This is a genomic window from Modestobacter sp. SYSU DS0511, from assembly GCF_054050755.1.
This window is the reverse complement of the sequence record NZ_JBJGZY010000004.1, coordinates 19,814-45,602: the sequence shown is the minus strand read 5'-3', so window position 1 is coordinate 45,602 and position 25,789 is coordinate 19,814. Positions and strand designations below refer to the sequence as shown.

24 protein-coding genes are annotated in these 25,789 nt (G+C 75.0%); 16 read left to right on the top strand and 8 right to left on the bottom strand.

Features of this window, described 5'->3' with window-relative positions:
* The first annotated feature begins 102 nt into the window (after positions 1 to 102).
* The gene (locus ACI783_RS03255; RefSeq protein ID WP_457139094.1) at positions 103 to 1,398 is read left to right on the top strand and encodes a DUF6779 domain-containing protein; all 1,296 of its coding nucleotides are present in this window, start codon (positions 103 to 105) and stop codon (positions 1,396 to 1,398) included.
* A gap of 24 nt (positions 1,399 to 1,422) precedes the next feature.
* Here the strand turns inward: ACI783_RS03255 and ACI783_RS03250 are convergent, their stop codons facing one another.
* The gene (locus ACI783_RS03250) at positions 1,423 to 2,178 is read right to left on the bottom strand and encodes an SDR family oxidoreductase (RefSeq protein WP_457139093.1); all 756 of its coding nucleotides are present in this window, start codon (positions 2,176 to 2,178) and stop codon (positions 1,423 to 1,425) included.
* 329 nt (positions 2,179 to 2,507) lie between these two features.
* Between ACI783_RS03250 and ACI783_RS03245 the strand changes: the two genes are divergently transcribed.
* The 8 genes from ACI783_RS03245 (at position 2,508) to ACI783_RS03210 (ending at position 10,307) form a co-directional block, all read left to right on the top strand.
* Positions 2,508 to 3,488: a Rossmann-like and DUF2520 domain-containing protein gene (locus ACI783_RS03245; RefSeq protein ID WP_457139092.1), complete on the top strand. Its 981-nt coding sequence runs from the start codon at positions 2,508 to 2,510 to the stop codon at positions 3,486 to 3,488.
* Positions 3,489 to 3,559: 71 nt separating this feature from the next.
* Positions 3,560 to 4,435, top strand: a complete 876-nt coding sequence (gene panC / locus ACI783_RS03240; RefSeq protein ID WP_457139091.1) for a pantoate--beta-alanine ligase — start codon at positions 3,560 to 3,562, stop codon at positions 4,433 to 4,435.
* Positions 4,436 to 4,443: 8 nt separating this feature from the next.
* Positions 4,444 to 4,857 carry an aspartate 1-decarboxylase gene (panD, locus tag ACI783_RS03235; RefSeq protein WP_457080405.1) on the top strand — a complete coding sequence of 138 codons (414 nt, stop codon included), beginning with the start codon at positions 4,444 to 4,446 and terminating at the stop codon, positions 4,855 to 4,857.
* A 14-nt stretch (positions 4,858 to 4,871) separates the two neighbouring features.
* Positions 4,872 to 6,551 carry an L-aspartate oxidase gene (locus tag ACI783_RS03230; protein WP_457139090.1) on the top strand — a complete coding sequence of 560 codons (1,680 nt, stop codon included), beginning with the start codon at positions 4,872 to 4,874 and terminating at the stop codon, positions 6,549 to 6,551.
* The gene (nadC, locus tag ACI783_RS03225) at positions 6,548 to 7,477 is read left to right on the top strand and encodes a carboxylating nicotinate-nucleotide diphosphorylase (protein ID WP_457139089.1); all 930 of its coding nucleotides are present in this window, start codon (positions 6,548 to 6,550) and stop codon (positions 7,475 to 7,477) included. The genes ACI783_RS03230 and nadC overlap by 4 nt, the downstream gene beginning before the upstream one ends.
* A gap of 2 nt (positions 7,478 to 7,479) precedes the next feature.
* Positions 7,480 to 8,277, top strand: a complete 798-nt coding sequence (locus tag ACI783_RS03220) for a type III pantothenate kinase (protein ID WP_457139088.1) — start codon at positions 7,480 to 7,482, stop codon at positions 8,275 to 8,277.
* Between the two features lie 27 nt (positions 8,278 to 8,304).
* Positions 8,305 to 9,810, top strand: a complete 1,506-nt coding sequence (lysS, locus tag ACI783_RS03215; protein ID WP_457139087.1) for a lysine--tRNA ligase — start codon at positions 8,305 to 8,307, stop codon at positions 9,808 to 9,810.
* Between the two features lie 143 nt (positions 9,811 to 9,953).
* Positions 9,954 to 10,307 carry a histone-like nucleoid-structuring protein Lsr2 gene (locus ACI783_RS03210; RefSeq protein WP_457080415.1) on the top strand — a complete coding sequence of 118 codons (354 nt, stop codon included), beginning with the start codon at positions 9,954 to 9,956 and terminating at the stop codon, positions 10,305 to 10,307.
* A gap of 116 nt (positions 10,308 to 10,423) precedes the next feature.
* Here the strand turns inward: ACI783_RS03210 and ACI783_RS03205 are convergent, their stop codons facing one another.
* Positions 10,424 to 10,924, bottom strand: a complete 501-nt coding sequence (locus ACI783_RS03205; RefSeq protein WP_457139086.1) for a putative immunity protein — start codon at positions 10,922 to 10,924, stop codon at positions 10,424 to 10,426.
* Positions 10,925 to 11,201: 277 nt separating this feature from the next.
* Between ACI783_RS03205 and ACI783_RS03200 the strand changes: the two genes are divergently transcribed.
* On the top strand, positions 11,202 to 13,745 hold the full coding sequence (locus tag ACI783_RS03200; RefSeq protein ID WP_457080420.1) for an ATP-dependent Clp protease ATP-binding subunit: 2,544 nt from the start codon (positions 11,202 to 11,204) through the stop codon (positions 13,743 to 13,745).
* A gap of 169 nt (positions 13,746 to 13,914) precedes the next feature.
* Here ACI783_RS03200 and ACI783_RS03195 read toward each other — a convergent pair whose 3' ends face one another.
* Complete coding sequence (locus ACI783_RS03195) at positions 13,915 to 14,820, bottom strand: A/G-specific adenine glycosylase (RefSeq protein WP_457139085.1); 906 nt, start codon at positions 14,818 to 14,820, stop codon at positions 13,915 to 13,917.
* A gap of 163 nt (positions 14,821 to 14,983) precedes the next feature.
* Here ACI783_RS03195 and ACI783_RS03190 point away from each other — a divergent pair, with 163 nt between their 5' ends.
* The gene (locus tag ACI783_RS03190) at positions 14,984 to 15,682 is read left to right on the top strand and encodes a MucR family transcriptional regulator (protein ID WP_457139084.1); all 699 of its coding nucleotides are present in this window, start codon (positions 14,984 to 14,986) and stop codon (positions 15,680 to 15,682) included.
* 89 nt (positions 15,683 to 15,771) lie between these two features.
* On the opposite strand, the gene disA is transcribed toward ACI783_RS03190, so the two are convergent.
* The 4 genes from disA to ACI783_RS03170 all read right to left on the bottom strand — a co-directional run bounded on the left by disA (position 15,772) and on the right by ACI783_RS03170 (position 20,138).
* Positions 15,772 to 16,854 (bottom strand): DNA integrity scanning diadenylate cyclase DisA, encoded by a 1,083-nt coding sequence (gene disA / locus ACI783_RS03185; RefSeq protein WP_153362306.1) that lies wholly within the window; start codon positions 16,852 to 16,854, stop codon positions 15,772 to 15,774.
* 113 nt (positions 16,855 to 16,967) lie between these two features.
* Entirely contained in the window at positions 16,968 to 18,335 is a 1,368-nt protein-coding gene (gene radA / locus ACI783_RS03180; protein WP_457139083.1) for a DNA repair protein RadA, read from the bottom strand.
* A 58-nt stretch (positions 18,336 to 18,393) separates the two neighbouring features.
* Positions 18,394 to 19,074, bottom strand: coding sequence for a copper chaperone PCu(A)C (locus ACI783_RS03175; protein WP_457139082.1), 681 nt, complete (start codon positions 19,072 to 19,074; stop codon positions 18,394 to 18,396).
* Between the two features lie 203 nt (positions 19,075 to 19,277).
* A complete protein-coding gene (locus tag ACI783_RS03170) occupies positions 19,278 to 20,138 on the bottom strand; it encodes a UbiA family prenyltransferase (RefSeq protein ID WP_457139081.1) in 861 nt (286 codons plus the stop codon).
* A gap of 130 nt (positions 20,139 to 20,268) precedes the next feature.
* On the opposite strand from ACI783_RS03170, the gene ACI783_RS03165 reads away from it, so the two are divergent.
* From ACI783_RS03165 to rlmB, 5 genes are read left to right on the top strand one after another with little or no spacing between them, the layout of a single operon-like run.
* Complete coding sequence (locus ACI783_RS03165) at positions 20,269 to 20,751, top strand: CarD family transcriptional regulator (protein WP_153362320.1); 483 nt, start codon at positions 20,269 to 20,271, stop codon at positions 20,749 to 20,751.
* A 49-nt stretch (positions 20,752 to 20,800) separates the two neighbouring features.
* Positions 20,801 to 21,481 (top strand): 2-C-methyl-D-erythritol 4-phosphate cytidylyltransferase, encoded by a 681-nt coding sequence (gene ispD / locus ACI783_RS03160; RefSeq protein WP_457139080.1) that lies wholly within the window; start codon positions 20,801 to 20,803, stop codon positions 21,479 to 21,481.
* Positions 21,478 to 21,987, top strand: a complete 510-nt coding sequence (ispF, locus tag ACI783_RS03155; protein ID WP_457139079.1) for a 2-C-methyl-D-erythritol 2,4-cyclodiphosphate synthase — start codon at positions 21,478 to 21,480, stop codon at positions 21,985 to 21,987. Before ispD ends, ispF begins: the two co-directional genes overlap by 4 nt.
* Positions 21,984 to 23,381 carry a cysteine--tRNA ligase gene (cysS, locus tag ACI783_RS03150; RefSeq protein ID WP_457139078.1) on the top strand — a complete coding sequence of 466 codons (1,398 nt, stop codon included), beginning with the start codon at positions 21,984 to 21,986 and terminating at the stop codon, positions 23,379 to 23,381. The genes ispF and cysS overlap by 4 nt, the downstream gene beginning before the upstream one ends.
* Positions 23,381 to 24,349, top strand: a complete 969-nt coding sequence (gene rlmB, locus ACI783_RS03145; RefSeq protein WP_457139077.1) for a 23S rRNA (guanosine(2251)-2'-O)-methyltransferase RlmB — start codon at positions 23,381 to 23,383, stop codon at positions 24,347 to 24,349. Before cysS ends, rlmB begins: the two co-directional genes overlap by 1 nt.
* Positions 24,350 to 24,436: 87 nt before the next feature.
* Here rlmB and ACI783_RS03140 read toward each other — a convergent pair whose 3' ends face one another.
* Positions 24,437 to 25,729: a DUF445 domain-containing protein gene (locus tag ACI783_RS03140; protein ID WP_457139076.1), complete on the bottom strand. Its 1,293-nt coding sequence runs from the start codon at positions 25,727 to 25,729 to the stop codon at positions 24,437 to 24,439.
* Between the last annotated feature and the right edge of the window lie 60 nt (positions 25,730 to 25,789).

Sequence of the window (25,789 nt, the reverse complement as noted above, 5' to 3'; positions counted from 1 at the left end):
GCCGCTGCGGCCCGCCCGCTGCCCGCGCTGGACGAGCCGGTCGGGAACCGCACCGGGTCCCGGGGACGCGCTCTCCGGGGAAGCGCCGGCGTCGGCCTGGCGGTGCTGGTCACCGTGGTGGTCGTGCTCACCGACGACCCGGTGCACCTGCGCGTGCTGCTGCTCGCGGTCTGCTGGGCGGTGGTCGCCGCCGGCCTGCTGCTCGGTGGTCGCGGCGGCGTCCCCGAGCAGGGTGGCCGGGAGGAGGCGGACCGGGAGGCGGAGCTGCGCCACTCCTACGAGCTGGAGCTGGCCCGGGAGGTCGCGGCGCGGCACGAGTACGAGGCGGAGCTGGAGGGCCGGCTGCGGCGGGAGGCCGAGCAGGCCATGCGCGCCGAGCTGGTCCAGCTCCGTGGCGAGCTGGCCGGCCTGGCGCAGGTGCGGGAGGAGCTGGCATCGGTCAGGCGGCTCCGGGAGGACCTGACCGCGCTGGACCAGCTGCGCTCGGAGGTCGCCGCGCTCGGCTCGCTGCGCCAGGAGCTGAGCGGTCTCGGTCAGCTGCACAGCGAACTGGCCGCCCTGGGCGAGCTGCGGACGGACCTCGGCCGCATGCGCGCCGAGCTCACCGAGCAGCTCTCCGGCGAGCTGCTGGTCGAGCGGATGGTCATGCGCGCCCAGTCGGTGCGCGGGCCGGCCGCCGCGCTGCCCGAGCAGCGCGGCACGGACGGCGAGTCGTCCGGCTGGCCGACCTCGTCCGGGTGGGACACCGGGTTCCTGACGGCGGTCGATGCAGAGCCGGTCCAGCGGCCGATGCCCGAGGCCGTGCCCACGCCGGTGCCCACGCCGGTGCCCACCCCGCGCCCGGCGGCCCGTGCCGTCGAGCCCCCGCCCTCGCCGCGGGAGTGGCTCCGCGCGAACTCCCTGGTCGACCAGCCGGCCGCCGAGCCCGCACCCCGGCGGCACCGCCGGGCCGCCGAACCCGACGACGACGCCCCGGCCGCCGGCCGGCACGGACGGGCCGTCGAGCCGGGGCGCCCCGACCGGCCGACCGGCCCGGCGGAGGCGCCGGGCGACGCCGGGCCGGGCTCCTGGTCGAGCGAGCCCTACGGCACCGGCTCGCTCACCGGCTCCAGCTGGGCCGCCGCACCGGCCGGGGAGCCGGCGAGCTCCTGGTCCACCGGTCCGGCACGGTCGCGGTGGGATGGGGAACAGCCCGCTCGCGGGGCGCGCGAGCAGCCGGCGACGTCCGGGGACACCCCGGCACCCCGGCCCGCCCCGGAGCCGCAGGGGCACGCCCGGCTGGAGCAGATCCTCGCCGAGAGCGGTGTGCCGGCGCCGAGCGGTCGCCGTCGGCGCCGCTACCGCGACGAGGACGGCAGCGGGGACGACGTCCTGGCCCGGGTGCTCCGCGGCGAGTAGCCGGGCGCCCCGGGGCGAGGTCCGTCAGCCGATCGGGCCGCGGGAGAGTGCGCCGCCGTCGAGCACCAGGGTCTGCCCGGTGACCCAGCCGGCCTCGTCCGAGAGCAGGTAGGCGGCGGCTGCGCCGACGTCCTCGGGCACGCCGAGCCGGCCCACCGGGTACTGCGCGGCGACCTGCTCCTCGCGCCCGGTGAACAGCGCCTCGGCGAACCGGGTCTTCACCACCGCCGGCGCGACGGCGTTGACCCGCACGGTGGGCCCGAGCTCCACGGCCAGCTGGGTGGTCAGGTTGACCAGCGCCGCCTTGCTGACCCCGTAGGCGGCGATGCCCTCGCTGGACTTCAGCCCGGCCACCGACGCCACGATCAGCACCGAGCCGCCGTGCTCGGACAGCCACGCCCGCCAGGCCTCCTGCACCAGGCCGAGGCTGGCCACGACGTTGGTGTCCAGGATCTTGCGGACGGCGTCCAGCGGCGCGTCCATCAGCGGGCCGTAGACCGGGTTGATGCCCACGTTGCCGACCAGCACGTCCAGGCTGCCGAAGGTGTCGATCGCGGCGCGGACGGCGGCGGCGCGGTGCTCGGCGTCCCCGACGTTCCCCGCGACGGCCACCGCCTTCGCCGGCCCGCCCAGGGCCTCGACCGCCTCGGCGAGCGCCTCGGGTCTGCGGGCGGTGACCACCACCCGGGCGCCCCGGTCGACCAGTGCCCGGGCGATGGCGAAGCCGATGCCCCGGCTCGCCCCGGTGACCAGTGCGGTGCGTCCCTCGAAGCTGCTCACCGTGCTCCTCCCGCTCCGGCGCCGGCTCCGCTGCCGGCGCGCGCCTCAACGTATCCAGCGCCCGGTGACCGCGTGGACTCACCCGGGTGAGCCAGGACACAGCGGTCGACCGTTGCCCGACGCCGGGACGGTGACAGACTCGATGCCGACACGTCACCTGCGTGACACGCCTCCGGGCGGTTGCAGCGGGCGGGGTGCCCAACACGACAGCACCGCACAGCAGCACCGCACAGCAGCACGGCACAGCAGACTCCGGCCCACGACGACGTGGGACGACGCGACCTGAGTCCGGTACCCGCCAGGGACTGGAACGAGAGGGTGCACCCGGGATGTCGATCCGTCCCTCCCGCGCGGGAGATCCCGCGCCCGTCGACCTGCCCCACGACCTGCCCGCCGCCGGGCTCCCCCCGGCCGCCGAGGCCCCCGCCCGCCTCCGCGTCGGCGTCATCGGCGCCGGCCGGGTGGGCGCCGTGCTCGGTGCCGCGCTCGCCGCCGCCGGCCACGAGGTGGTCGCCGCCTCCGGGCTGTCCGCCGCCACCCGTGAGCGCGCCGCCCGCCTGCTGCCCGGGGTGCCGCTCCGCCCCGCCGACGAGGTCGTCGCCGGCAGCGACCTGGTCGTGCTCGCGGTCCCCGACGACACGCTGGCCGGGCTGGTCGCCGGCCTGGCGGAGACCGGCGTCTGGCGCCGTGGCCAGCTGCTCTTCCACACCTCCGGCGCGCACGGCCTGGCCGCGCTGGAGCCGGCCGAGCGGGCCGGCGTCCTGCCGCTGGCCCTGCACCCGGCGATGACCTTCTCCGGCGGGCCCGAGGACGCCCAGCGGCTGACCGCGAGCCCGTTCGGGGTGACCAGCCGGCCCGAGCACCGGGCCGTGGCGGAGATGCTGGTGCTGGAGATGGGGGGCGAGCCGTTCTGGGTCGACGAGGCCGACCGGCGGCTGTACCACGCGGCGCTGGTCACCGGCGCCAACCACCTGGTCACCCTGGTCGCCGAGGCCGCCGACCTCCTGCGCACCGCCGGCGTGGACGCCCCCGCGCGGGTGCTGGGCCCGCTGCTCACCGCCGCCCTGGACAACGGCCTGCGCCGCGGTGACCGCGGGCTCACCGGACCGGTCAGCCGGGGCGACGTCGGCACCGTCCGCGACCACCTGGACACCCTCACCGAGCGGGCCCCGGACTCGGTCGGCGCCTACGTGGCGCTCGCCCGGCGCACCACCGAGCGGGCGCTGGCCGCCGGCCGGCTGAAGCGGCACGAGGCCGACCCGCTGCTGGAGCTGCTCGACGGCGCGCGGCAGAACGGCGTAGCTCGATGACCGCTGGTCGGTCTCCTTCCGGGGTCCCTCGCGAGCGTGCGAGCGGAGGGGAGAAGGGGGTGCTTCCGCCGATGACCGTGACCACGCGCCCGGCCGTCGCCGCGACCACCGCCGAACTGCGCACGCTCCGCACCGCCCTGCCCGGCCCCGTCGTCCTGGTGCCCACGATGGGCGCGCTGCACGAGGGCCACCGCACGCTGGTGCGGGCCGCGCGGGAGCACGGCGGCAGCGTCGTGGTCTCGGTGTTCGTCAACCCGACCCAGTTCGGGCCCGGCGAGGACTTCGACCGCTACCCGCGCACCTGGGACGCCGACCTCGCCGCCCTCGCCGAGGAGGGGGCCGACGTCGTCTTCCACCCGCCGATCGAGGAGGTCTACCCGCCCGGCGCGGTGGGCGTCACCGTGCATCCCGGGCCGCTCGGTTCGGTGCTGGAGGGCGCCGTCCGACCCGGGCACTTCGCCGGCGTGCTCACCGTCGTGGCGAAGCTGTTCGGCCTGGCCCGCCCGGACGTCGCCGTGTTCGGGGAGAAGGACTACCAGCAGCTCACGCTGATCCGCGCGATGGCCCGCGAGCTCGCGCTGGGGGTCGAGGTCGTCGGCGTGCCCACCGTCCGGGAGGCCGACGGCCTGGCGCTGTCCTCCCGCAACCGGTACCTCGACGCGGAACAGCGGCAGGCGGCCGCGGCGTTGTCCGCGGCACTGCGCGCCGGAGCAGCCGCCGGGGCGCAGGGCGCCGCCGCCGTCCTGGCCGCCACCCGCGCGGTCCTCGCCGCCGCCCCGGGGCTCCTCCTGGACTACCTCGAACTGACCGATCCGGACCTCGGACCGGCGCCGGCCGCCGGCCCGGCCCGGCTGCTGGTCGCCGCCCGCGCCGGCAGCACCCGGCTCATCGACAACACCGCGGTCCTCCTGGCCCGCCCAGCCCAGCCGATCGGAGACGACCGATGATGCGCACGATGCTCAAGAGCAAGATCCACCGGGCCACGGTGACCCAGGCCGATCTGCACTACGTCGGCTCGGTGACCATCGACGAGGACCTGCTCGACGCCGCGGACCTGCTGCCCGGTGAGCAGGTGGCGATCGTCGACGTCACCAACGGCGCCCGGCTGGAGACCTACGTGATCCCCGGCGAGCGCGGGTCCGGCGTGATCGGCATCAACGGCGCCGCCGCGCACCTGGTGCACCCCGGCGACCTGGTCATCCTGATCAGCTACGGCCTGATGGACGAGACCGAGGCCAAGTCGTACCTGCCGAAGGTCGTGCACGTCGACGGCGCCAACCGCGTCGTCGAGCTCGGCGCCGACCCGTCCGCCCCGGTGCCCGGCGCCCCCGACCAGCAGCGCAGCGACCGCGGCGTCCCCGTCCGGTGACCGCTGCCGCAGAAATGGCCATTTCTGCGGCGGCGGCGGCCCGCACGCGGCTGCCGTTGCGGTTGTCGGCGCCGGCCCCCGGCTGGGAGCTGACCGCCGACGTCTGCGTCGTCGGCTCCGGGGTCGCCGGGCTGTGCGTCGCGCTGCACGCCCGCGCCGCCGGCCTGTCGGTCGCCGTCGTCACCAAGGTCGAGGTCGACGACGGCTCGACCCGCTGGGCGCAGGGCGGGATCGCCGCCGTGCTCGACCCGGCCGACACCCCCGCCGCGCACGCCCGGGACACCGAGGTGGCCGGCGTGGGGCTGTGCGAGCCGGCCGCGGTCCAGGCGCTGGTCACCGAGGGTCCTCAGCGGCTCCACCAGCTGATCAGCTGGGGTGCGGCGTTCGACCGCGACCCCGCCGGCCGGCTGCTCCTCACCCGCGAGGGCGGGCACTCGACCGACCGGATCGTGCACGCCGGCGGCGACGCCACCGGTGCGGAGGTGCAGCGGTCGCTGGTGCAGGCCGTCGCCGCCGACCCCGGCATCACCCTGGTCGAGCACGCCATGGTGCTCGACCTGGTCACCGACGCCACCGGGCGCGCCTGCGGGGTGACCCTGCACGTGCTGGGTGAGGGCAGTGCCGACGGCGTCGGCGCGGTCCGCGCCCGGGCCGTCGTGCTCGCCACCGGCGGCATGGGGCAGGTCTACGCCTCGACCACCAACCCCTCGGTCTCCACCGGCGACGGCGTGGCCCTGGGCCTGCGCGCCGGAGCCGTCGCCACCGACCTCGAGTTCGTCCAGTTCCACCCCACCGCCCTGTACCTCGGTGCCGGCGCGCGCGGGCAGCAGCCGCTGGTCTCCGAGGCGCTGCGCGGTGAGGGTGCGGTGCTGCGCGACGGCGCGGGGGAGCGGTTCCTGGTCGGCGTGCACGAGCTCGCCGAGCTGGCGCCCCGGGACGTCGTCGCCAAGGCCATCACCCGGGTGCAGCTGCGCGACGGCGCCGACCACGTCTGGCTCGACGCCCGGCGCGTCCCCGGCCTGGCCGACCGCTTCCCGACGATCGTCGCCAGCTGCCGGGCGCACGGCATCGACCCGGCCACCGAACTGGTGCCGGTGACCCCCGCGGCGCACTACGCCTCCGGTGGCCTGGTCACCGACCTGGCCGGGCGGACGACGGTGCCCGGGCTGTACGCCTGCGGGGAGGCCGCCTGCACCGGCGTGCACGGCGCGAACCGGCTGGCGTCCAACTCGCTGCTGGAGGGGCTGGTCTTCGCCGGCCGGATCGGCGAGGCGCTGGCCCGCGAACTGCCCGTGCCCGGCACCCCGGCCGGGGCCGACCCCCGCCCGGTGGGCCTGCTGGACGCCGACGCGCGGAGCGCGCTGACCGCGGCCATGTCCGCGCACGTGGGCGCGCTGCGCAGCGGCGCCGGTCTGGCCGCTGCCGGCGAGCGGATCGCCGCCCTGGCCGCGCGGGCCGGCGACGGCGTCGACCCGGGCGTGCCCGGCTGGGAGACCACCGACCTGTTCACCGTGGCCGCCGCGATCACCGCCGCGGCCACCGCCCGCGAGGAGACCCGTGGCTGCCACTGGCGCGAGGACCACCCCGACGCCCACGACGACTGGCGGGTGCACCTGGACGTGCGCCTGGGCGCCGACGGCGGGGTCACGGTGACCCGCCGCCCGGTCGGCACACCGGTGGAGGTGGACTGGTGAGCCGCGACGCCACGGACCTGATCGGCACCGGCCTGGACGCGGCGTGGGTCGACGAGCTGGTCGAGCGGACGCTCACCGAGGACCTCACCGGCGGCGCCCCGCTGCCCCGGCAGCCGGACGTCGCGGTCGGCTGCGACGTCACCAGCGCCGCCACCGTCCCCGGCGACCAGTTCGGGACGGCGGACCTGGTGGCCCGCGCGGACGGCGTCGTCGCCGGGGTGCCGCTGGCCGCCCGGGTGTTCGCCCGGCTGGCCCCCGGCGCCACCCTGACCGCCTCGGCCGCGGACGGGGACCGGGTCCGCCGCGGCGACGTGCTGCTCACCGTGCGCGGCCCGGTGCGGGCGCTGCTCGCCGCCGAGCGCAGCGCGCTGAACATCGCCAGCCGGGCCAGCGGCATCGCCACCGCCACCCGCGCGTGGGTCGACGCGGTGGCCGGCACCGGCGCGGTCGTGCTGGACACCCGCAAGACCACCCCGGGTCTGCGGCCGCTGGAGAAGTACGCGGTGCGCTGCGGCGGCGGGTCGAACAAGCGGATGGGCCTCTACGACGTCGCGATGGTCAAGGACAACCACGTCGCCGCCGCCGGTTCGGTCGCCGCCGCCGTCGCCCTGGTGCGGGAGCGGGCGCCGCGGATCACCGTGCAGGTCGAGTGCGACACCCTCGAGCAGGTCGCCGAGGCGGTGGCCGCGGGTGCGGACTTCCTGCTGCTGGACAACATGGCCCCCGACCAGCTGCGGCAGGCGGTCGCGCTGGTGGGGGACCGGGAGGTCGAGCTGGAGGCCACCGGTGGGCTCACCCTCGCCGTGGCCGCGGAGGTCGCCGCGACCGGCGTCGACTTCCTCTCCGTCGGGGCACTGACCCACTCGTCGCCGATCCTGGACCTCGCCCTCGACCTGCGGGCGCCGGGCCTGCGCGCCGGGGGCTGACCGTGCTGCTCACCGTGGACGTCGGCAACAGCCACACCGTGCTGGCCACCTTCGACGGCGACCGGCGGGTCGGGAGCTGGCGGGTGACCACCCGGTCGCGGGCCACCGCCGACGAGCTGCTGCTCCTCTGGCGGGGGCTGCTGCGCGACACGGAGGTCACCGGGGTGGCCGCCTGCTCCACGGTGCCCGCGCTGCTGCCGGCGCTGCGCCAGCTGCTGGACTCCCTCGCCGTCCCGGTCACCCTGATCGGACCGGGGGTGCGCACCGGCGTGCCGCTGCACGTGGACAACCCGCGGGAGGTGGGCGCCGACCGGGTGGTCACCGCCCTGGCCGCCCACGAGCTCTACGGCCGCCGGCCCGACGGCAGCGGCCGGCCGGTCGTCGTCGTCGACTTCGGCACCTCCACCAACGTCGACGCCGTCGGCCCGGGCGGGCAGTTCCTCGGCGGCGCGCTGGCCCCCGGGGTCGAGGTGAGCCTGGACGCGCTGGCCACCCGGGCGGCGCAGCTCCGCTCGGTGGAGCTGACCGTGCCGACCCAGGCGATCGGGAAGAACACCGTGGCCGCGCTGCAGTCCGGCCTGGTGCTGGGCTTCGCCGGGCTCGTCGACGGCCTGGTCGACCGGATCGCAGGAGAGCTGGTGGCCCAGTTCGGCGCCGCGCCGGTGGTGGTCGCCACCGGAGGCCTGCACCGGCTGGTCGCCGACAGCTGCCGGTCCATCGCCGAGCGTGACCCGGACCTCACCGTGCAGGGACTGCGGCTGGCCTTCGAGCGCCACCAGGGCGGTACCGCGGAGCGCTGACCGGTGCCCGCCGTAGGCTGGGACCCCGTGAGCGAGGAACCCCCCGGCAACGTCGACGACGAACTCCCCGAGCAGCTGCGGGTCCGGCGGGCCAAGCTGGACCGGCTGCGCGAGGCCGGGACCGACCCCTACCCCGTCACGGTGGCCCGTACGGCGAGCCTGGCCGACGTGCGCGCCGAGCACCCGGACCTGCCGCCGGACACGATGACCGGTGCGCGGGCCGGCGTGACCGGGCGGGTGATCTTCTCCCGGAACACCGGGAAGCTCTGCTTCGCGACGCTGCGCGAGGGCGACACCGAGCTGCAGGTCATGCTGTCGATCGACCGGGTCGGCGAGGAGCTCCTGGCCGCCTGGAAGGCCGACGTCGACCTCGGCGACCACGTGCTGGTCACCGGTGAGATCGGGACGTCGCGGCGTGGCGAGCTGTCGGTGTTCGCCGACTCCTGGCAGCTGGCCGCCAAGGCGCTGCGCCCGCTGCCGGTGGCGCACAAGCCGATGAGCGAGGAGCTGCGGGTCCGCCGTCGCTACGTCGACCTGATCGTCCGGGACGAGGCGCGGCGCACCGTGCAGGAGCGCGCCGCGGTGATGAGCGCACTGCGTTCCGGGCTCACCGGGCGCGGCTTTCTCGAGGTCGAGACGCCGATGCTGCAGACGGTGCACGGCGGAGCGGCGGCGCGTCCATTCCGGACGCACATGAACGCCTTCGACCTGGACCTCTACCTGCGCATCGCGCCGGAGTTGTTCCTCAAGCGCTGCATCGTCGGTGGCCTCGACCGGGTGTTCGAGATCAACCGGAACTTCCGGAACGAGGGGGCCGACTCCTCGCACTCCCCGGAGTTCGCGATGCTGGAGTTCTACGCGGCCTACGGCGACTACTCCGACGGCGCCCGCATCACCCGCGAGCTCATCCAGGAATGCTGTGCGGCGCTGTTCGGCGACCATGTCGCACGTCACCACGACGGCACCGAACTGGACCTCTCCGGTGAGTGGCCGCAGCGCCCGCTCTACGGACTGGTCTCCGAGGCGGTGGGGGAGGAGGTCACCCCGCAGACGCCGGTGGAGCACCTGCGCGCCCTCGCCGAGCGGCACGAGGTCGGCGTCGACCCGGCCTGGCTGCCCGGCAAGGTCGTCGAGGAGATCTTCGAGGCGTTGGTCCAGGACACGTTGCAGAGCCCGACGTTCGTCGCCGACTACCCGCTGGACACCTCGCCCCTGACCCGCGCGCACCGCTCGGAGCCCGGCCTGGCGGAGAAGTGGGACCTCTACATCGGCGGCATCGAGCGGGGCACCGGCTACTCGGAGCTCGTCGACCCGGTCGCCCAGCGCGAGCGGTTCACCCAGCAGGCGCTGCTGGCGGCGGCCGGTGACCCCGAGGCGATGGTGCTCGACGAGGACTTCCTGGAGGCCCTCGAGTACGGCATGCCGCCCACGGCGGGCGTCGGCATGGGCATCGACCGGCTGATGATGACGCTCACCGGACTCGGCATCCGGGAGACGATCCTGTTCCCGCTGGTGCGGCCGCTGCATTCCTGACCTGCGTTTTCCCCACGCTTCCGCGTGAAATGCGCGGGCGGATTGGGGAAATGGCGGGCAATGTGGTGCAATGGTGCCGGTCGACCCCCGGGTCGGCTAATTGCACTGGCCACGGGGGCTGACGCAACAGGAGTGGAACAACAATGGCTCGCAAGGTCCAGGTGATCCTCAGTGACGACCTCGACGACGGCATTCCCGCCGACGAGACGGTGACCTTCGCCCTCGACGGGACGACGTACGAGATCGACCTGTCGGAGAAGAACGCCGCGGAGATGCGCGACGTGTTCGGCAAGTACGTCTCGGCGGCGCGCAAGGTGAGCAGCCGCGGCACCCGGGCCTCCGGTGCCGGGCGTTCCCGGGCGACCGGTGGCGGTGGCCGGATGGACCGCGAGCAGGCCGGCGCCATCCGCGACTGGGCCCGCAAGAACGGTCACGAGGTCAGCGACCGGGGCCGCATCCCGGCCAGCGTCGTCGAGGCCTTCGAAGCGGCTCACTGAAGAAGGACCCCCTCGCCCCCCACCGCTCGCACGCTCGCGGCGGGCCCCTGCGAGGGGGCCGTTCCAGGACGTGACGTCGGCCCGGTCACCCCTCGCGGGTGGCCGGGCCGACGTGCTCAGCAGTCGAACACCGACCAGCAGAGGTCGTTGCGCAGCCGCTGGTCGTCGAGGACCAGCGCACGGACCGCCTCCGGGAGCCGGTCGCGCTGCCACCGGCACTCGCGTCGCCCAGCCGCCTCCGCCTCGCCCTCCGGCGCAGCCGCGCGGGCGGACTTGATCGCGTAGGCGGCCGCGCCCAGGTCGTGCGCAGCCACGTGCGCCACCGCCGCGGCCTGGCCGGCGGCGTACGCGGCGTACCGGGGTGCCCCGGTCAGGTCCCGGGCCGCGCCCATGGCGTGTCCGCCCGCCGCGCGCGCTCGCATCATCGGGACCTCGCCGCGCACCCACGCGCGGGCGTGCTCGATCGCCCGGCGCGGTCGCGGGTCCGCCGGGCGGGCCGCCTCGAACAGCGGGAGCACGTGCTCTGCGCACGACGCCGCCCACAGGGCGAGCAGGTGGTGGTGGGCGTCGGTGAGGGTCCCGCCGCGGCGGACCGTCACCAGTCGGGGGTCCGGCACCCTCGGGAGGATCACGGTGGAGCTCCTGTCCGCTCGGGGGGCGTCCGCTGACGGCGTAACCGCGGCACGGGGGCGGCGGAACACCGTCAGTGGGACGACAGTTGACTCTCACGAGCCCCCGATCAGGTCCGACGGCCTCGTCTCGGCGCAGGTCGGGCGGTGCGAACTACAGTGGAACGACCGGTGCCCCAGCGCGCCGACGTACGTCGGGTGTCCACCGTCCCCTGCCGGGGACACGAGCACAGCAGGTCCAGCCGGTCAGAGGGAGATACAGCAGATGTTCGAACGGTTCACCGACCGAGCCCGTCGGGTGGTCGTCCTGGCCCAGGAAGAGGCCCGGATGCTCAACCACAACTACATCGGCACCGAGCACATCCTCCTGGGTCTGATCCACGAGGGTGAGGGTGTCGCCGCCAAGGCGCTCGAGTCCCTCGGCATCTCGCTGGAGGGCGTCCGGCAGCAGGTGGAGGAGATCATCGGCCAGGGCCAGCAGGCCCCGTCCGGGCACATCCCCTTCACCCCGCGCGCCAAGAAGGTCCTCGAGCTGTCCCTGCGCGAGGCGCTGCAGCTCGGCCACAACTACATCGGCACCGAGCACATCCTGCTCGGCCTGATCCGCGAGGGCGAGGGCGTGGCCGCCCAGGTCCTCGTGAAGCTCGGCGCCGACCTCAACCGCGTCCGCCAGCAGGTCATCCAGCTGCTCTCCGGCTACCAGGGCAAGGAGCCGGCCGCCGCCGGTGGCCCGGCCGAGGGCACGCCGTCGACCTCGCTGGTCCTCGACCAGTTCGGCCGCAACCTGACCCAGGCTGCCCGCGACTCCAAGCTCGACCCGGTCATCGGGCGGGCCAAGGAGATCGAGCGGGTCATGCAGGTCCTGTCGCGGCGGACCAAGAACAACCCGGTCCTGATCGGTGAGCCCGGCGTCGGCAAGACCGCCGCCGTCGAAGGGTTGGCCCAGGCGATCGTCAAGGGCGAGGTGCCCGAGACGCTGAAGGACAAGCAGCTCTACACCCTCGACCTCGGCGCCCTGGTCGCCGGTTCCCGCTACCGCGGTGACTTCGAGGAGCGGCTGAAGAAGGTCCTCAAGGAGATCCGCACCCGCGGCGACATCATCCTGTTCATCGACGAGATCCACACCCTCGTCGGGGCGGGCGCTGCCGAGGGCGCGATCGACGCCGCCAGCATCCTCAAGCCGATGCTGGCCCGCGGTGAGCTGCAGACCATCGGCGCCACCACGCTGGACGAGTACCGCAAGCACCTGGAGAAGGACGCCGCGCTCGAGCGCCGCTTCCAGCCCATCCAGGTCAGCGAGCCGACCCTCGCCCACACGGTGGAGATCCTCAAGGGCCTGCGCGACCGCTACGAGGCGCACCACCGGATCAGCATCACCGACAGCGCCCTGGTGGCCGCGGCGACGCTGGCCGACCGGTACATCTCCGACCGCTTCCTGCCGGACAAGGCGATCGACCTGATCGACGAGGCCGGTGCCCGGATGCGGATCAAGCGGATGACCGCTCCGCCGGACCTCCGCGAGTTCGACGACCGCATCGCCGGCGTCCGCCGCGAGAAGGAGTCGGCGATCGACGCGCAGGACTTCGAGAAGGCGGCCTCTCTCCGCGACAAGGAGAAGCAGCTGCTGGGCGAGAAGGCCGAGCGGGAGAAGGCGTGGAAGGCCGGCGACATGGACGTCGTCGCCGAGGTCGACGACGAGCAGATCGCCGAGGTGCTGGCCAACTGGACCGGCATCCCGGTCTTCAAGCTCACCGAGGAGGAGACCTCCCGGCTGCTCCGCATGGAGGACGAGCTCCACAAGCGGATCATCGGCCAGGAAGAGGCCATCAAGAGCGTCAGCCAGGCGATCCGGCGCACGCGGGCGGGCCTGAAGGACCCCCGTCGTCCCGGCGGTTCGTTCATCTTCGCCGGCCCCTCGGGTGTCGGTAAGACCGAGCTGGCCAAGGCGCTCGCGCAGTTCCTCTTCGGCGAGGACGACGCCCTCATCCAGATCGACATGGGCGAGTTCCACGACAAGTTCACCGTGTCGCGGCTCGTCGGTGCGCCTCCCGGCTACGTCGGTTACGACGAGGGTGGCCAGCTGACCGAGAAGGTGCGGCGCAAGCCGTTCTCGGTGGTCCTCTTCGACGAGATCGAGAAGGCGCACGCCGATGTCTTCAACACGCTGCTCCAGGTGCTGGAGGACGGCCGGCTGACCGACGGCCAGGGCCGGATCGTGGACTTCAAGAACACGATCCTGATCCTGACCACCAACCTCGGGACGCGGGACATCTCCAAGGCCGTCGGCCTCGGCTTCCAGGCCGGGAACGACAACCAGAGCAACTACGAGCGGATGAAGCTCAAGGTCAACGAGGAGCTCAAGCAGCACTTCCGGCCGGAGTTCCTCAACCGCATCGACGACATCGTCGTGTTCCACCAGCTGACCGAGGACGAGATCGTCCACATCGTGGACCTGATGCTCGGCCGCCTGGAGACGCAGCTCAAGAACAAGGACATGGCGATCGAGGTCACCCCGGCGGCGAAGAAGCTGCTCGCCGCCCGGGGCTTCGACCCGGTGCTGGGTGCCCGCCCGCTGCGGCGGACCATCCAGCGCGAGATCGAGGACGCGCTGTCGGAGAAGATCCTCTACGGCGAGCTGACCAGCGGTCAGATCGTGGTCGTCGACGTCGACGAGTCCGAGGACCCGACCAAGTCGACCTTCACCTTCCGCGGTGAGGCCAGGCCGATCGACGTGCCCGACACGCCGCCGGTGGCGCTCTCCGGTGCGGACGGCGACGACGAGGGTCCGGCGGCCGCGCAGGCCGAGTGATCGACCCGTAGGTCTCCACAGGGGCCGTCTCCCATCCGGGAGGCGGCCCCTGTGTCGTGCCGGGGCCCGTCTCCGGGATCAGCTGACCTGATCGTGCGTGCTCCTGGCTCAGCTCCCGGGGTGAGCCAGGAGCACGCACGGTGAGCCCGGACGCCGCAGCGGCGGGCGCTCAGGCGGGCAGGGAGAACCGGCCGTCGGTGGTCTGCTCGACCAGGCCGTCGACCAGCAGCGAGTCCAGGCAGCGGGAGCGCTGGACGGCGTCGTCCCACGCCGGCACGAGCGCGTCGGCCTCCACCGGTCCCTCCGCGGTGCGCAGCACGTCCAGCAGCCGGCCGCGCACCTGCCGGTCGGTGCCGGCGAACTTCTGCACCCGGCGGGGCGGGCCGTCGTGGGCAGGGGAGCCGGCCAGCCGCCAGGCGCAGCGGTCGCGCACCGGGCAGGCGGGGCAGCGCGGTGTCCCGGCGACGCAGACCAGCGCACCGAGCTCCATCACCGCCACCGAGAAGCGGACCGCCCGGGCGTCGTCGACCGGCGCCAGAGCAGCGATGTCGGTCAGGTCCGAGGCGCGGGCCGGAGCCGCCTCGGCGCGGCCGTGCACCAGGCGGGCGACGACCCGGCGGACGTTGGTGTCGACGACGGGCTGCCGCCGGCCGTGGCCGAAGCAGCTGACCGCCCGGGCGGTGTAGGTGCCGACGCCGGGCAGGGCCTCCAGCTCGGCCACCTCGGCCGGCACCTGACCGCCGTGGCGCTGGGTGAGGGCGACTGCCGCCTCGCGCAGCCGCAGCGCCCGCCGGGGGTAGCCCAGCTTCCCCCACGCTCGGATGACCTCCGCGGGGCTCTCCGCGGCCAGCGATGCCGGGGTGGGCCAGCGCCGCAGCCAGGCACGCCAGACCGGCTCCACGCGCGCCACCGGGGTCTGCTGCAGCATCACCTCGCTGACCAGGACCGCCCACGGGTCGGTGCCCGGCGCCCGCCAGGGCAGGTCGCGTGCCGCCCGGGCGTACCAGTCGACGATCGTCTCCCCGATCGGTTCGTCGTCGGCGGCGGTCCGGTCGGTGCCGAGGAGAGCGCTCACGAGCGCCCAGTCTGCCCCGTGGCCGAAGCGGTGGACCGGTTCGCCACGGAGCGTCACCGCTGGATCGCGGGTCGGTGAGGCCGGTCGAGCTGCGCGGCCGGAGGCCGTGCGGTCCGGGCGTGGCGCGCGGCCACCGGCGCGGACGGGCGGCTAGCGTCGCCGTGTGCTCCACCCGGTCGGCCCCCTGCCCGCCGCCGTCTACTGGCGGCGGCGGCTGCTCGTGCTCGGGTGCGCCGTGGGGGTGCTCGGCGGGGGCGGCTGGGTGGCGGTCGCGGCCGCCACGAGCGAGGACGCCGAGGTCGCCGCGGAGGCGCCCGGGAGCGGAGAACCGGTCGACCCGCCGCTGCTGGACCGGGTGAGCCCCTCGCTGGCCGCGGTCGAGGTGCCCACCGCCTCACCCACGGCGCCACCCACGGCGACAGCGCCCGCCGCCAGCTCACCCCCGCCGGAGCCCACCGGGCCGGCGCCCGGGGACAGGTGCAGCGACGAGATGATCGCGGTCGAGGTCCAGCCCCGACCGGCGACCACCCCGGTCGGCAGCAAGCCCACGTTCGACCTGGTGGTGAGCAACGTGTCGGCGGTGCCGTGCGTGCGCACCCTGGACAAGCAACTGCAGGAGATCGTGCTGCTCGACGGCGCGGGGAACCGGCTCTGGGGGAGCAACGACTGCTTCCCGGAGGCGACCTCGGACGTCCGGACGCTGCAGCCGGAGGAGTCCGTCGTCTTCCCGGTGCTGTGGGGCGGGCTCACCAGCACCCCAGGCTGCGCCACCGAGCGGACGCCGCCTCCGCCGGGCGACTACGTCCTCCGCGGGCGCCTGGACACGCGCACCAGCCCGGACGCCCAGTTCACCCTCACCTGAGCAAGGACCTCTCACTCCTCACCGCTCGCGAGCTCGCGGTGGGCCCCTGCGAGGGGGCCGACAGGGTGCCGGTGCTCAGGAACGGTCGATCAGGAGTAGCGGTCGAGGATCGAGGTCTCGGCGAGCCGGGACAGCCCTTCGCGGATGCCGCGGGCGCGGGCCTCGCCGACGCCCTCGACGGCGAGCAGGTCCTCGATGGTCGCGGCCAGCAGCTTCTGCAGCCCGCCGAAGTGGGTGACCAGCCGGTCGATGATGCCGGCGGGCAGCCGCGGCACCCGGGCCAGCAGGCGGTACCCGCGCGGGCTGACCGGGGAGTCGAGGGCGTCGGGGGAGGTGGGCAGCCCGTAGCAACGCGCCACCGCGGAGAGGTCGAGGAGCTCGGTGGCCGACAGCGCCCGCAGATCGGCCAGGACCTCCTCGCCGGTGCGGCCGCGCCGGCCGCTGGGCAGGTAGTCGCGGACCAGCAGCCCGCGGTCCTCCTCGACGCCGGCGAGCATCTCGTCCAGCTGCAGGGCCAGCAGGCGGCCGTCGGTGCCGAGCTCGATGACGAAGCCCTCGATCTCGTCGGCGATCCGGCGGACCATCTCCAGCCGCTGGCTGACGCTCATCGCGTCGCGCACGGTGACCAGGTCCTCGATCTCCAGGGCCGACAGCGTGCTGGCGACCTCGTCGAGTCGCAGCTTGTACCGCTCCAGGGCGCTCAGCGCCTGGTTGGCCCGGGCCAGGATCGTCGTCGGGTGCTCGAGGATGTAGCGGCGGCCGGTGACGTAGACGGAGATGATGTGCATCGACTGGCTGACCGAGATCACCGGGAACCCGGTCTGCAGGGCCACCCGCTCGGCGGTGCGGTGCCGGGTGCCCGATTCCTCGGTGGGGATCGTCGGGTCGGGCATGAGGTGCACACCGGCGCGCACGATCCGGGTGCCGTCGTAGGAGACGATCACCGCGCCGTCCATCTTGGCGAGCTCGCGCAACCGGGTGGCCGACAGGGCCACGTCGAGGGCGAACCCGCCGGTGCACAGCGACTCGACCACCCGGTCGTAGCCGAGGACGATCAAGGCTCCGGTGCGGCCGGCGAGGATCCGCTCCAGACCGTCCCGGAGCGCGGTTCCCGGGGCGATCCGACCGAGCAGCTCCCGCAGCGCGGCCTCGGGGTCCACAGCGGGGGGCACGAGCGCTCCTGACGGTCGGGCGGTACGGCCGCTGATCCTACGCGGCTCCCCCTGCTGCTCGGTCACCTCGGGTCCCCCTCGCGGGTGGCCGTCGGCGCCTTCGCCACGCAGCGTCACCACAGCCGCGCGAACGCGCCGCCCAGGTCGGCGACCTCGATCAGGCGCATGCCCTGCGGGGCCGGTCCGGAGTCGACCGGGACCAGCGCCGCCGTGTACCCCTGGCGCGCGGCCTCGGCCAGCCGCCGGCCGGTGCCGCCGACCCGGCGGATCTCCCCGGACAGGCCCACCTCGCCGATGGCGACCAGCCCGGCGGGGAGCGGGGTGTCCTTCGAGGCGGAGGCGATCGCCAGCGCCAGCGCGAGGTCGGCGGCGGGCTCGGCGATCCGCACGCCGCCCACCGAGGCGGCGAAGACGTCGGCGTCCCCGAGCCGGATGCCCCCCCGGCGCTCGACGACGGCGTTGACCATCGCCACCCGCTGGGAGTCCAGGCCGCTGACCGCCCGCCGGGGCGAGCCGCCGCCACCGCTGGTCGCGACCAGCGACTGGACCTCGGCCAGCAGTGGTCGGCTGCCCTCCATGGTCACCGTCACGCAACTGCCCGGCACCGGGGCCGAGCGCCGGGAGACGAACAGGTGGGAGGGGTCGGGGACGCCGACCACGCCGCCGTCGCCGATTTCGAAGCAGCCGATCTCGTCGGCCGGGCCGAACCGGTTCTTGGTGGCCCGGATCATCCGCAGCGTGGAGTGCCGCTCGCCGTCGAAGGAGATGACGACGTCGACCAGGTGCTCCAGGGCCCGGGGGCCGGCGATGGCGCCGTCCTTGGTCACGTGGCCGACGAGGATGGTGGTCATCCCGCGGGTCTTGGCGACGGCGGTCAGCGCGCTGGCCACGGCCCGCACCTGGCTGGCGCCGCCGTCGGTGCCGTCGACCGCGGGGGAGCGCACGGTCTGCACGCTGTCGAGGACCAGCAGCGAGGGGGAGACGTCCTCCACGTGGGAGAGGACGGCCGACAGCTCGGTCTCGGCGGCCAGGTAGAGCTGGTCGTGCAGGGCATCGATCCGCTCGGCGCGCAGCCGCACCTGCGCGGCGGACTCCTCGCCCGACACGACCAGCGTGGGGCCGTTCGCGGCGGCGACCCGGTGCGCGACCTCGAGCAGCAGCGTCGACTTCCCGACCCCGGGCTCGCCGGCGACCAGCAGCACCGCGCCGGGGACCAGCCCGCCGCCGAGCACCCGGTCGAACTCGGGGATGCCGGTGGGCACGGCGCGGGCGCCGGCGAGCTCGACCTGGGCGATCGGCCGTGCCTTCGCGCTCACCGGGCCGGCCGGGACCGCCCGGAGCGGCGCGGCGATCGCGCCGACCTCCTGCAGGGTGCCCCAGGCCTGGCACTCGGGGCAGCGGCCGACCCATTTGGCGGAGGCGTGTCCGCACTCGGTGCAGCGGTGGGCGGGGCGGGCGGACTTCACGCCGGAGGGGGGCACTCCGCCATCGTCGTGGCGGGGTACGACAGAACGGGGGAGGAGGGGGTGAGCCGGGGGCTCACTCGTCCGCGGACTCGGAGGACTCGGACCCGGGCTCGGTCGGCTCGGACCCGGGCTCGGGATCGGACGCGTGGCTCCCCCCGCCCCCGGTCCCGCTCCCGCTGCCGCTGCCTTCCTCCTCGTGGTGCCAGTCGAAGGCCTCGCCGCGGGGCAGGTCGCGGGGGGGATTGTCGACCGGGACCGAGACGGTGACCTCGCCGGCCTCCTCGAAGACGAAGGTGACGTCGATGTGCTGGCCCACCCCGAGCTCGTCGTCGAGGCCCGTCAGGGTGATCGTGGGCCCGTCGCCGCTGGTCAGGAACAGGATGCCCTGGGCCGGGACGGTGAGGTCCAGCTCATCGGAGCCGCTGGCATCGGCGGCGGGGGCGGCGGCGGAGGGGTCGACCACCTCGACTCCGTCGAACGCGTCGCCCTCGATCGACACCAGGGTGTCCTCGGTGTTCCCCGAGCTCGCGATGGCGCCCACCAGTCGGGCGTCGCTCCCGCTGGAGTAGGTGCCGCCGGGCGGGTAGGCCAGGTTCAGGGCGCGGAGACGCAGGTCGCCGGCGGAGGCCATCGTGCCGACATGGTCCCGCTCCTGCTCGGCCGTCTGCGCGACCTGGCCGGTGCCGCATGCGGTGAGCGCGATCGGAGAGAGCAGCAGGGCGCCCATCACGGCAACGCGCGGTGCGCGGTTCACAGCGTCGACCTCCAGGAGACGTGCCGGCCACCGAGGACGCCGGTGGCACGGGTCCCGCTGAGACTAACGGTCCCCCCACCATGTCCGCTGGGAGGTGCGGCCCGTGGCGGGCGCAGGCGCACCGGGGGAGCCGGCCGGGGGCGACCCGGTGAGCGCCGACTCCGCAGCTCAGGCGCCGGGCGCCGACCCGCGCTGCCCCCTGCTCAGGTGAGCGACGCGCCCCCGGCCAGCAGCAGGACGACGTCGAGCACGGTCAGCAGCATCACCGCGGGGAAGGCCAGTCGCAGGGCCCGCGGCCGGCCGGCCAGCGCCGCGACGACGACGGCCGGGGCGGCCACCAGGCACGCCAGCCACCCGGCGGTGGAGGGCGCGCCGGCCGGCCCCAGCACCAGCAGCAGGGTGGCGGCACCGAGCAGGAACGCGCCGGCCACCGCGGAGGGGGCCCGGCCGAGCCGGTGCGGGAGGCCGCGGACGCCGGTGGCCAGGTCGTCATCGACGTCGGGGGCCACGTTGGCGACGTGCGCGGCGCCGCCGAGTGCCGCGCCGGCGGCCACCAGCCACCAGGGGGCGACCGGCGTGCCGGGCGCGGCGGCGACCACGCCGGCGGGCAGCGCGCCGAAGCCGGTGAGGTAGGGCAGCGGCGACCAGGCGGTGCGCTTGAGCCCGGCGTCGTAGGCCAGTCCGCTGGCGGGCAGCACCAGCAGCAGCAGGCCGGGGACGACGCCCAGGGCCAGGGACGCGCCGACCGCGACCGCGACGGCGACGAGCGTCGCCCGGCGCAGCAGCGCAGGGGTGAGCAGCCCCTGGACGACGGGCTTGTCGGTGCGGCCCACGGTCCGGTCCCGGTCGGCGTCCAGCCAGTCGTTGCACCAGCCGATGGCCGCCTGCCCGGCCAGCACCGCGGCCCCGACCAGCACGGTCCGCCCGGCGGGGACGCCGGCGGCCAGCGCCAGCAGCACGGCCACGGTGGTGACCGCCAGCGCCGGTCCGAGGTGGGTCGCGCGGGCCATCGCCGCGGCGGTCACGAGCGGGCCGGGCCGGCGCGCGACGTCGTCCGACTGCACACCGACCACCTCCCTGTCAACCCCTGACTGAGCCCGATCACGCCGCTGACCTGCACTTTTGTCGCACTCTGCCGAGCCCGACCGCATTCTCCCGTGGTAACCTGGGCCGAGCGAAAGGGGTCACATCCACATGGGCTTCACTGTTGGCGAGACCGTTGTCTACCCGCACCACGGCGCGGCGCTCATCGAGGCGATCGAGCAGCGCACCATCAAGGGCGTAGAGAAGTCGTACCTCGTGCTGAAGGTCGCCCAGGGCGACCTGACCGTCCGCGTGCCGGCCGACAACGCCGAGATCGTCGGCGTTCGCGACGTCGTCGGCCAGGAGGGTCTCAACCGGGTCTTCGAGGTCCTGCGGGCCCCGCACACCGAGGAGCCGACCAACTGGTCGCGCCGCTACAAGGCCAACCTCGAGAAGCTGGCCTCCGGTGACGTGAACAAGGTGGCCGAGGTCGTGCGCGACCTCTGGCGTCGCGACAAGGACCGGGGCCTCTCCGCCGGCGAGAAGCGGATGCTGTCCAAGGCCCGCCAGATCCTGGTCAGCGAGCTGGCGCTCGCCGAGGGCACCAACGAGGACAAGGCCGAGGTCCTGCTCGACGAGGTCCTCGCGTCCTGATCGGGCGCACCTGACCCACCTGCGTCCCGCAGACACCCAGACCACTCCCGTGCACGCTGTCGGCATCGTCGCAGCGGCCGGGAGTGGTCTGCGTCTGGGGGCGGAACTGCCGAAGGCGCTGGTCCCGCTCGGTGGCCGGCCGCTGGTCTGCTGGGCGGTCGACGCGCTGCGCGCCGGCGGGGTCGACGAGGTCGTCGTCGCCGTCCCCGGCCCGCAGCAGGTCGCCTTCACCGCCGTCCTCCCCGCCGACGTGCACGTGGTCGTCGGTGGCGGCACCCGCACCGCCTCGGTACGGGCCGCGCTGGCCGCCGCCCGCGGGCCCGCCGGCGACCGGGGGTGTACCGCGGTGCTGGTGCACGACGCGGCCCGCCCGCTGACCCCGCCCGACGTCGTCGCCCGCGTGCTGGCCGCGCTGGCCGCCGGTGCCCGCGCCGTCGTCCCGGTGCTCCCGGTCGTGGACACCACGGTCGTGGTCGACGACGACGGGGTGGTCGCCGCCGACGTCCCGCGCCCGTCGCTGCGCAGGGTGCAGACACCGCAGGGCTTCGACCGCGCGACGCTGGTGGCCGCCTACGCCGCCGCGGACGGTGCGGCGGCGGAGTTCACCGACGACGCCTCCGTGGTGCGCGCCGCCGGCATCCCGGTGCACACCGTGGCCGGCGACGAGCGGGCCGCGAAGATCACCGTCGCGCACGACCTGGAGACAGCCGAGCTGCGGGTGGGTGCGTGAACCTGCCCCGCGTCGGCATCGGCACCGACGTCCACCCGATCGAGTCCGGCCGGCCGTGCCGGCTGGCCGGGCTGGAGTGGCCCGGTGCCGACGGCTGCGCCGGGCACTCCGACGGCGATGTCGTCGCCCACGCGCTGACCGACGCCGTCCTCTCGGCCGCGGGTCTGGGCGACATCGGCGGCCTGCTGGGCACCGACGACCCGCGCTGGGCCGGGGCCCGGGGCGTGGCCGTGCTCGAGCACGTGCGCGCGGTGCTCACCGAGGCCGGCTGGACGATCGGCAACGCGAGCGTGCAGCTGATCGGGAACACCCCCAAGGTGGGCCCCCGTCGCGCCGAGGCCGAGGCCGCGCTCTCCGCCGCCCTGGGTGCGCCGGTCAGCGTCACCGCCACCACCACCGACGGGCTGGGGCTGACCGGGCGCGGCGAGGGCCGCGCGGCGGTCGCGACGGCGCTGGTCGTGCGCTCGGGACCAGGGGAGACGCGGTCCGTAGACTCGGCGCGGTGAGCCTCCGCCTGTACGACACGGCCGCGCGTGCCGTGCGCGACTTCACGCCCCTGCGTGCGGGACAGGTCTCCATGTACGTCTGTGGCCTGACCGTGCAGGGCCCGCCGCACATCGGCCACATCCGCTTCGCCGTCGCCTTCGACGTGCTGCGCCGCTGGCTGGAGCACCAGGGCAACCAGGTCACCTACGTCCGCAACGTCACCGACGTGGACGACAAGATCCTGACCAAGGCCGCCGCCGCCGGCGTGCCGTGGTGGGCCTGGGCGTACGAGAACGAACGGGCCGCCACCCGCGCCTACGAGGTGCTGGGCACCCTGCCGCCCACCTACGAGCCGCGGGCGACCGGGCACGTGCCGGAGATGGTCGAGCTCATCGAGCGGCTGGTCGAGCGCGGGCACGCCTACGCCGTCGACGGCGACGTCTACTTCGATGTCCGGTCCTTCCCCGGCTACGGCGAGCTGACCGGGCAGAAGGTGGGCGACCTGCAGCCGGCTGCGGACACCGACACCGACGAGCGCAAGCGCGACCCCCGGGACTTCGCCCTGTGGAAGGCGGCCAAGCCCGGCGAGCCGGACACCGCCTCCTGGCCGACGCCCTGGGGGCGCGGCCGACCCGGCTGGCACCTGGAGTGCTCGGCGATGGCCGAGAAGTACCTGGGTGCGGAGTTCGACGTGCACGGCGGCGGGCTCGACCTGCGCTTCCCGCACCACGAGAACGAGCGCGCCCAGTCCCAGGCCGCCGGTGACGGGTTCGCCCGGTACTGGCTGCACAACGCCTGGGTGACCATGGGCGGCGAGAAGATGAGCAAGTCGCTGGGCAACACGGCACTGGTCGACGAGGTCGTCCGGCGGGTGCGCCCGGTCGAGCTGCGCTACTACCTGGTGGCCCCGCACTACCGGTCGACGATCGAGTTCACCGACGCCGCGCTGGCCGACGCCGGGGTCGCCTACCGGCGGATCGAGTCCTTCGTCCGCAAGGCAGCCGAGCGGGTCGGGGCGGACTCCGGCAAGCCGGTCGTCACCGCGGAGTTCGCCGCCGCGATGGACGACGACCTGGGCACCCCCGCCGCCGTCGCCCACCTGCACGAGCAGGTGCGCGCCGGCAACAGCGCCCTGGCCGACGGCGATGCCGACCGGGTCGCCGAGCTGCTCGGCGCGGTCCGCGGCGGGCTCGCCGTGCTGGGCCTGGACCCGCTCGACCCGCAGTGGGCCGACGCCGGTGACCGGCGCCTGGTCGAGGTCACCGACGGCCTGGTGCACCTCGCGCTCGAGCAGCGCACCGCTGCCCGCGCCCGCAAGGACTACGCGGCCGCCGACGCCATCCGTGACCAGCTCGGCGCCCTGGGCGTGCAGGTCGAGGACACCCCCCAGGGCACACGATGGGAGCTGACCTGATGGCCGGCAACAGCCAGCGGCGCGGCCGCACCAGCGGCGCGAGCAAGAAGGGCGCGACGACCGGCACGGGGGGCAAGAACCGTCGGTCGCTGGCCGGCCGGGGCGCCACCCCGCCGGCGGCGGCGCGACCGCACCACCCGGCCTACAAGAAGGCCCAGGCGGTCGCTGCCCGGCGCGACGACCGGGCCCGCGCGCGCCAGCGCAACGAGGACACCCCCGAGCTCCTGCTGGGCCGCAACCCGGTGCTGGAGGCCCTGCGCGCGCAGATCCCGGCGACCGCGCTCTACGTGGTCACCGGCGACGCCCGGGGTGGTGCGGCCACCGACGAGCGGATCGCCGAGTCGGTGCAGCTGGCCGCCGACCGCGGCCTGCCGCTGATGGAGGTCGGCCGGGCCGAGTTCGACCGGATGAGCGACGGGGCGCTGCACCAGGGCATCGGCCTGATGGTGCCGCCCTACGACTACGCGCACCCCGACGACCTGCTCGACATCGCGCGGAACTCCGGCCGCCCACCGCTGCTGGTGGCGCTGGACGGGGTCACCGACCCGCGCAACCTGGGGGCGATCATCCGTTCGGCGGCCGCCTTCGACGCGCACGGCGTGGTCATCCCGCAGCGCCGGGCCGTCGGCATGACCGGCTCGGCCTGGCGCACCAGCGCCGGTGCAGCGGCGCGGTTGCGGGTCGCCCGGGCGACCAACCTGGCCCGCAGCCTGGCCTCCTACCAGGACGCCGGCCTGCAGACCGTGGGCCTGGCCGCCGACGGGGACATGAGCATCCACGAGTACGACGGGCTGGCCGACCCGGTCGCCCTGGTGGTGGGCGCCGAGGGCGCCGGGCTGTCCCGGCTGGTGCGCGAGCGCTGCGACGTCGTGGTGTCCATCCCGATCACCCGGGACACCGAGTCGCTCAACGTCAGCGTCGCCGCCTCCATCGCCCTGTTCGCCGCGGCCACCGCCCGCCGCGGCTGACCGCACCGCCCGGGTCCACCGAGAGCTGCGATCTCGTGGCGTCCGCGGTCGGGATGCTCCGAGATCGCAGACCTCGGGGGACAGCCTTCAGCCCAGCAGCTGGGCGATCGTGTAGATGACCAGCCCGGCCAGGCCGCCGACGACGGTGCCGTTGACCCGGATCCACTGCAGGTCCCGGCCGACCTGCAGCTCGATGCGCCGGCTGGTCTCCTCGGTGTCCCAGCGGGCCACCGTGCTGCCGACCAGGTCCGCGGCGTCGCCGGCGAAGCGCTCGACGACGTAGCCGGCCGCGCGCACCGTCTGGCGCTGCACCAGCTCCCGGACCGTCGGGTCGGTCTGCAGCACCCCGGCGCCGGAGCGGATCAGGCCGACCACCCGGGCGCGCAGCTCGGAGTCCGGGTCGGCGGCGGCGGTGACCACGGCGGTCTTCGCCGTCGTCCACAGCGACCCCGACCAGGTGCGCACCGCCGGGTGGTCGAGCAGCTCCTCCTTGAACCGCTCCACCCGGGCCGCCGTGGCCGGGTCGGTGCGCAGCCGGTGGACGTAGGCGCGCAGTCGCTGGTCGTAGCTGCGCCGCAGTTCGTGCCGCGGGTCGGCGCCGACCTCGGCGAGGAAGCCCTGCAGCAGGTCGAACACCCGGTCGAACACCCGGTCGTCGACCCAGTCCGGCACCCAGGCCGGGGAGGCGTCGCCCAGCCGCGCGCGGAACACCAGCCGGTTGTCCGCCAGGAAGTTCGCCAGCCCGGTCAGTGCCGCGGACAGCACCTCCTGGTGCCGGTCGCCGTCGACCATCAGCTCCAGGCCCCGCGCGACGGCGGGGGCGGCAGGGGTCTCCCGGAGCTTGCGGTCGACGAAGCCGGCGACGGCCGGCTGCAGCTCGTCGTCCTTGAGCAGGTCGGTGAGCGCGCCCAGTGCGGCGCCGGCGTCCCCGGCGAGCCGCTCCGCTCGGCCGGGGGAGGCCAGGAAGGCCCCGAGCCGGCCGGGGACGTCGACGGTGGCCAGCCGCTCCTCGACCACCGCCCGGGTCAGGAAGTTCTCCTGCACGAACGTGCCCAGGCTGGAGCCGATCTGGTCCTTCTTGCGCGGGATGATGGCGGTGTGCGGGATCGGCAGCCGCAGCGGGTGCCGGAACAGGGCGGTCACCGCGAACCAGTCGGCGAGCGCGCCGACCATCGACGCCTCCGCGGTCGCCCGCACGTAGCCGACCCACGCCCCGGCGTCCTCGCCCAGCAGCACGCAGGCCAGGAAGACCGCGGCGGCGAGCCCGAACAGCCCGGAGGCCAGCCGCTTCATCTTCTGCAGGTCGGCGGCCCGCTGCGGGTCGTCGAGCGCTCCGGCGAGGGGAACGGCCAGGGACGGTGACTGCTGCGGGCCCGGCACCCGCACGAGCCTAGGAGCAACGACGAGGACCCCGCAGCCGCGGGGTGCGGCTGCGGGGTC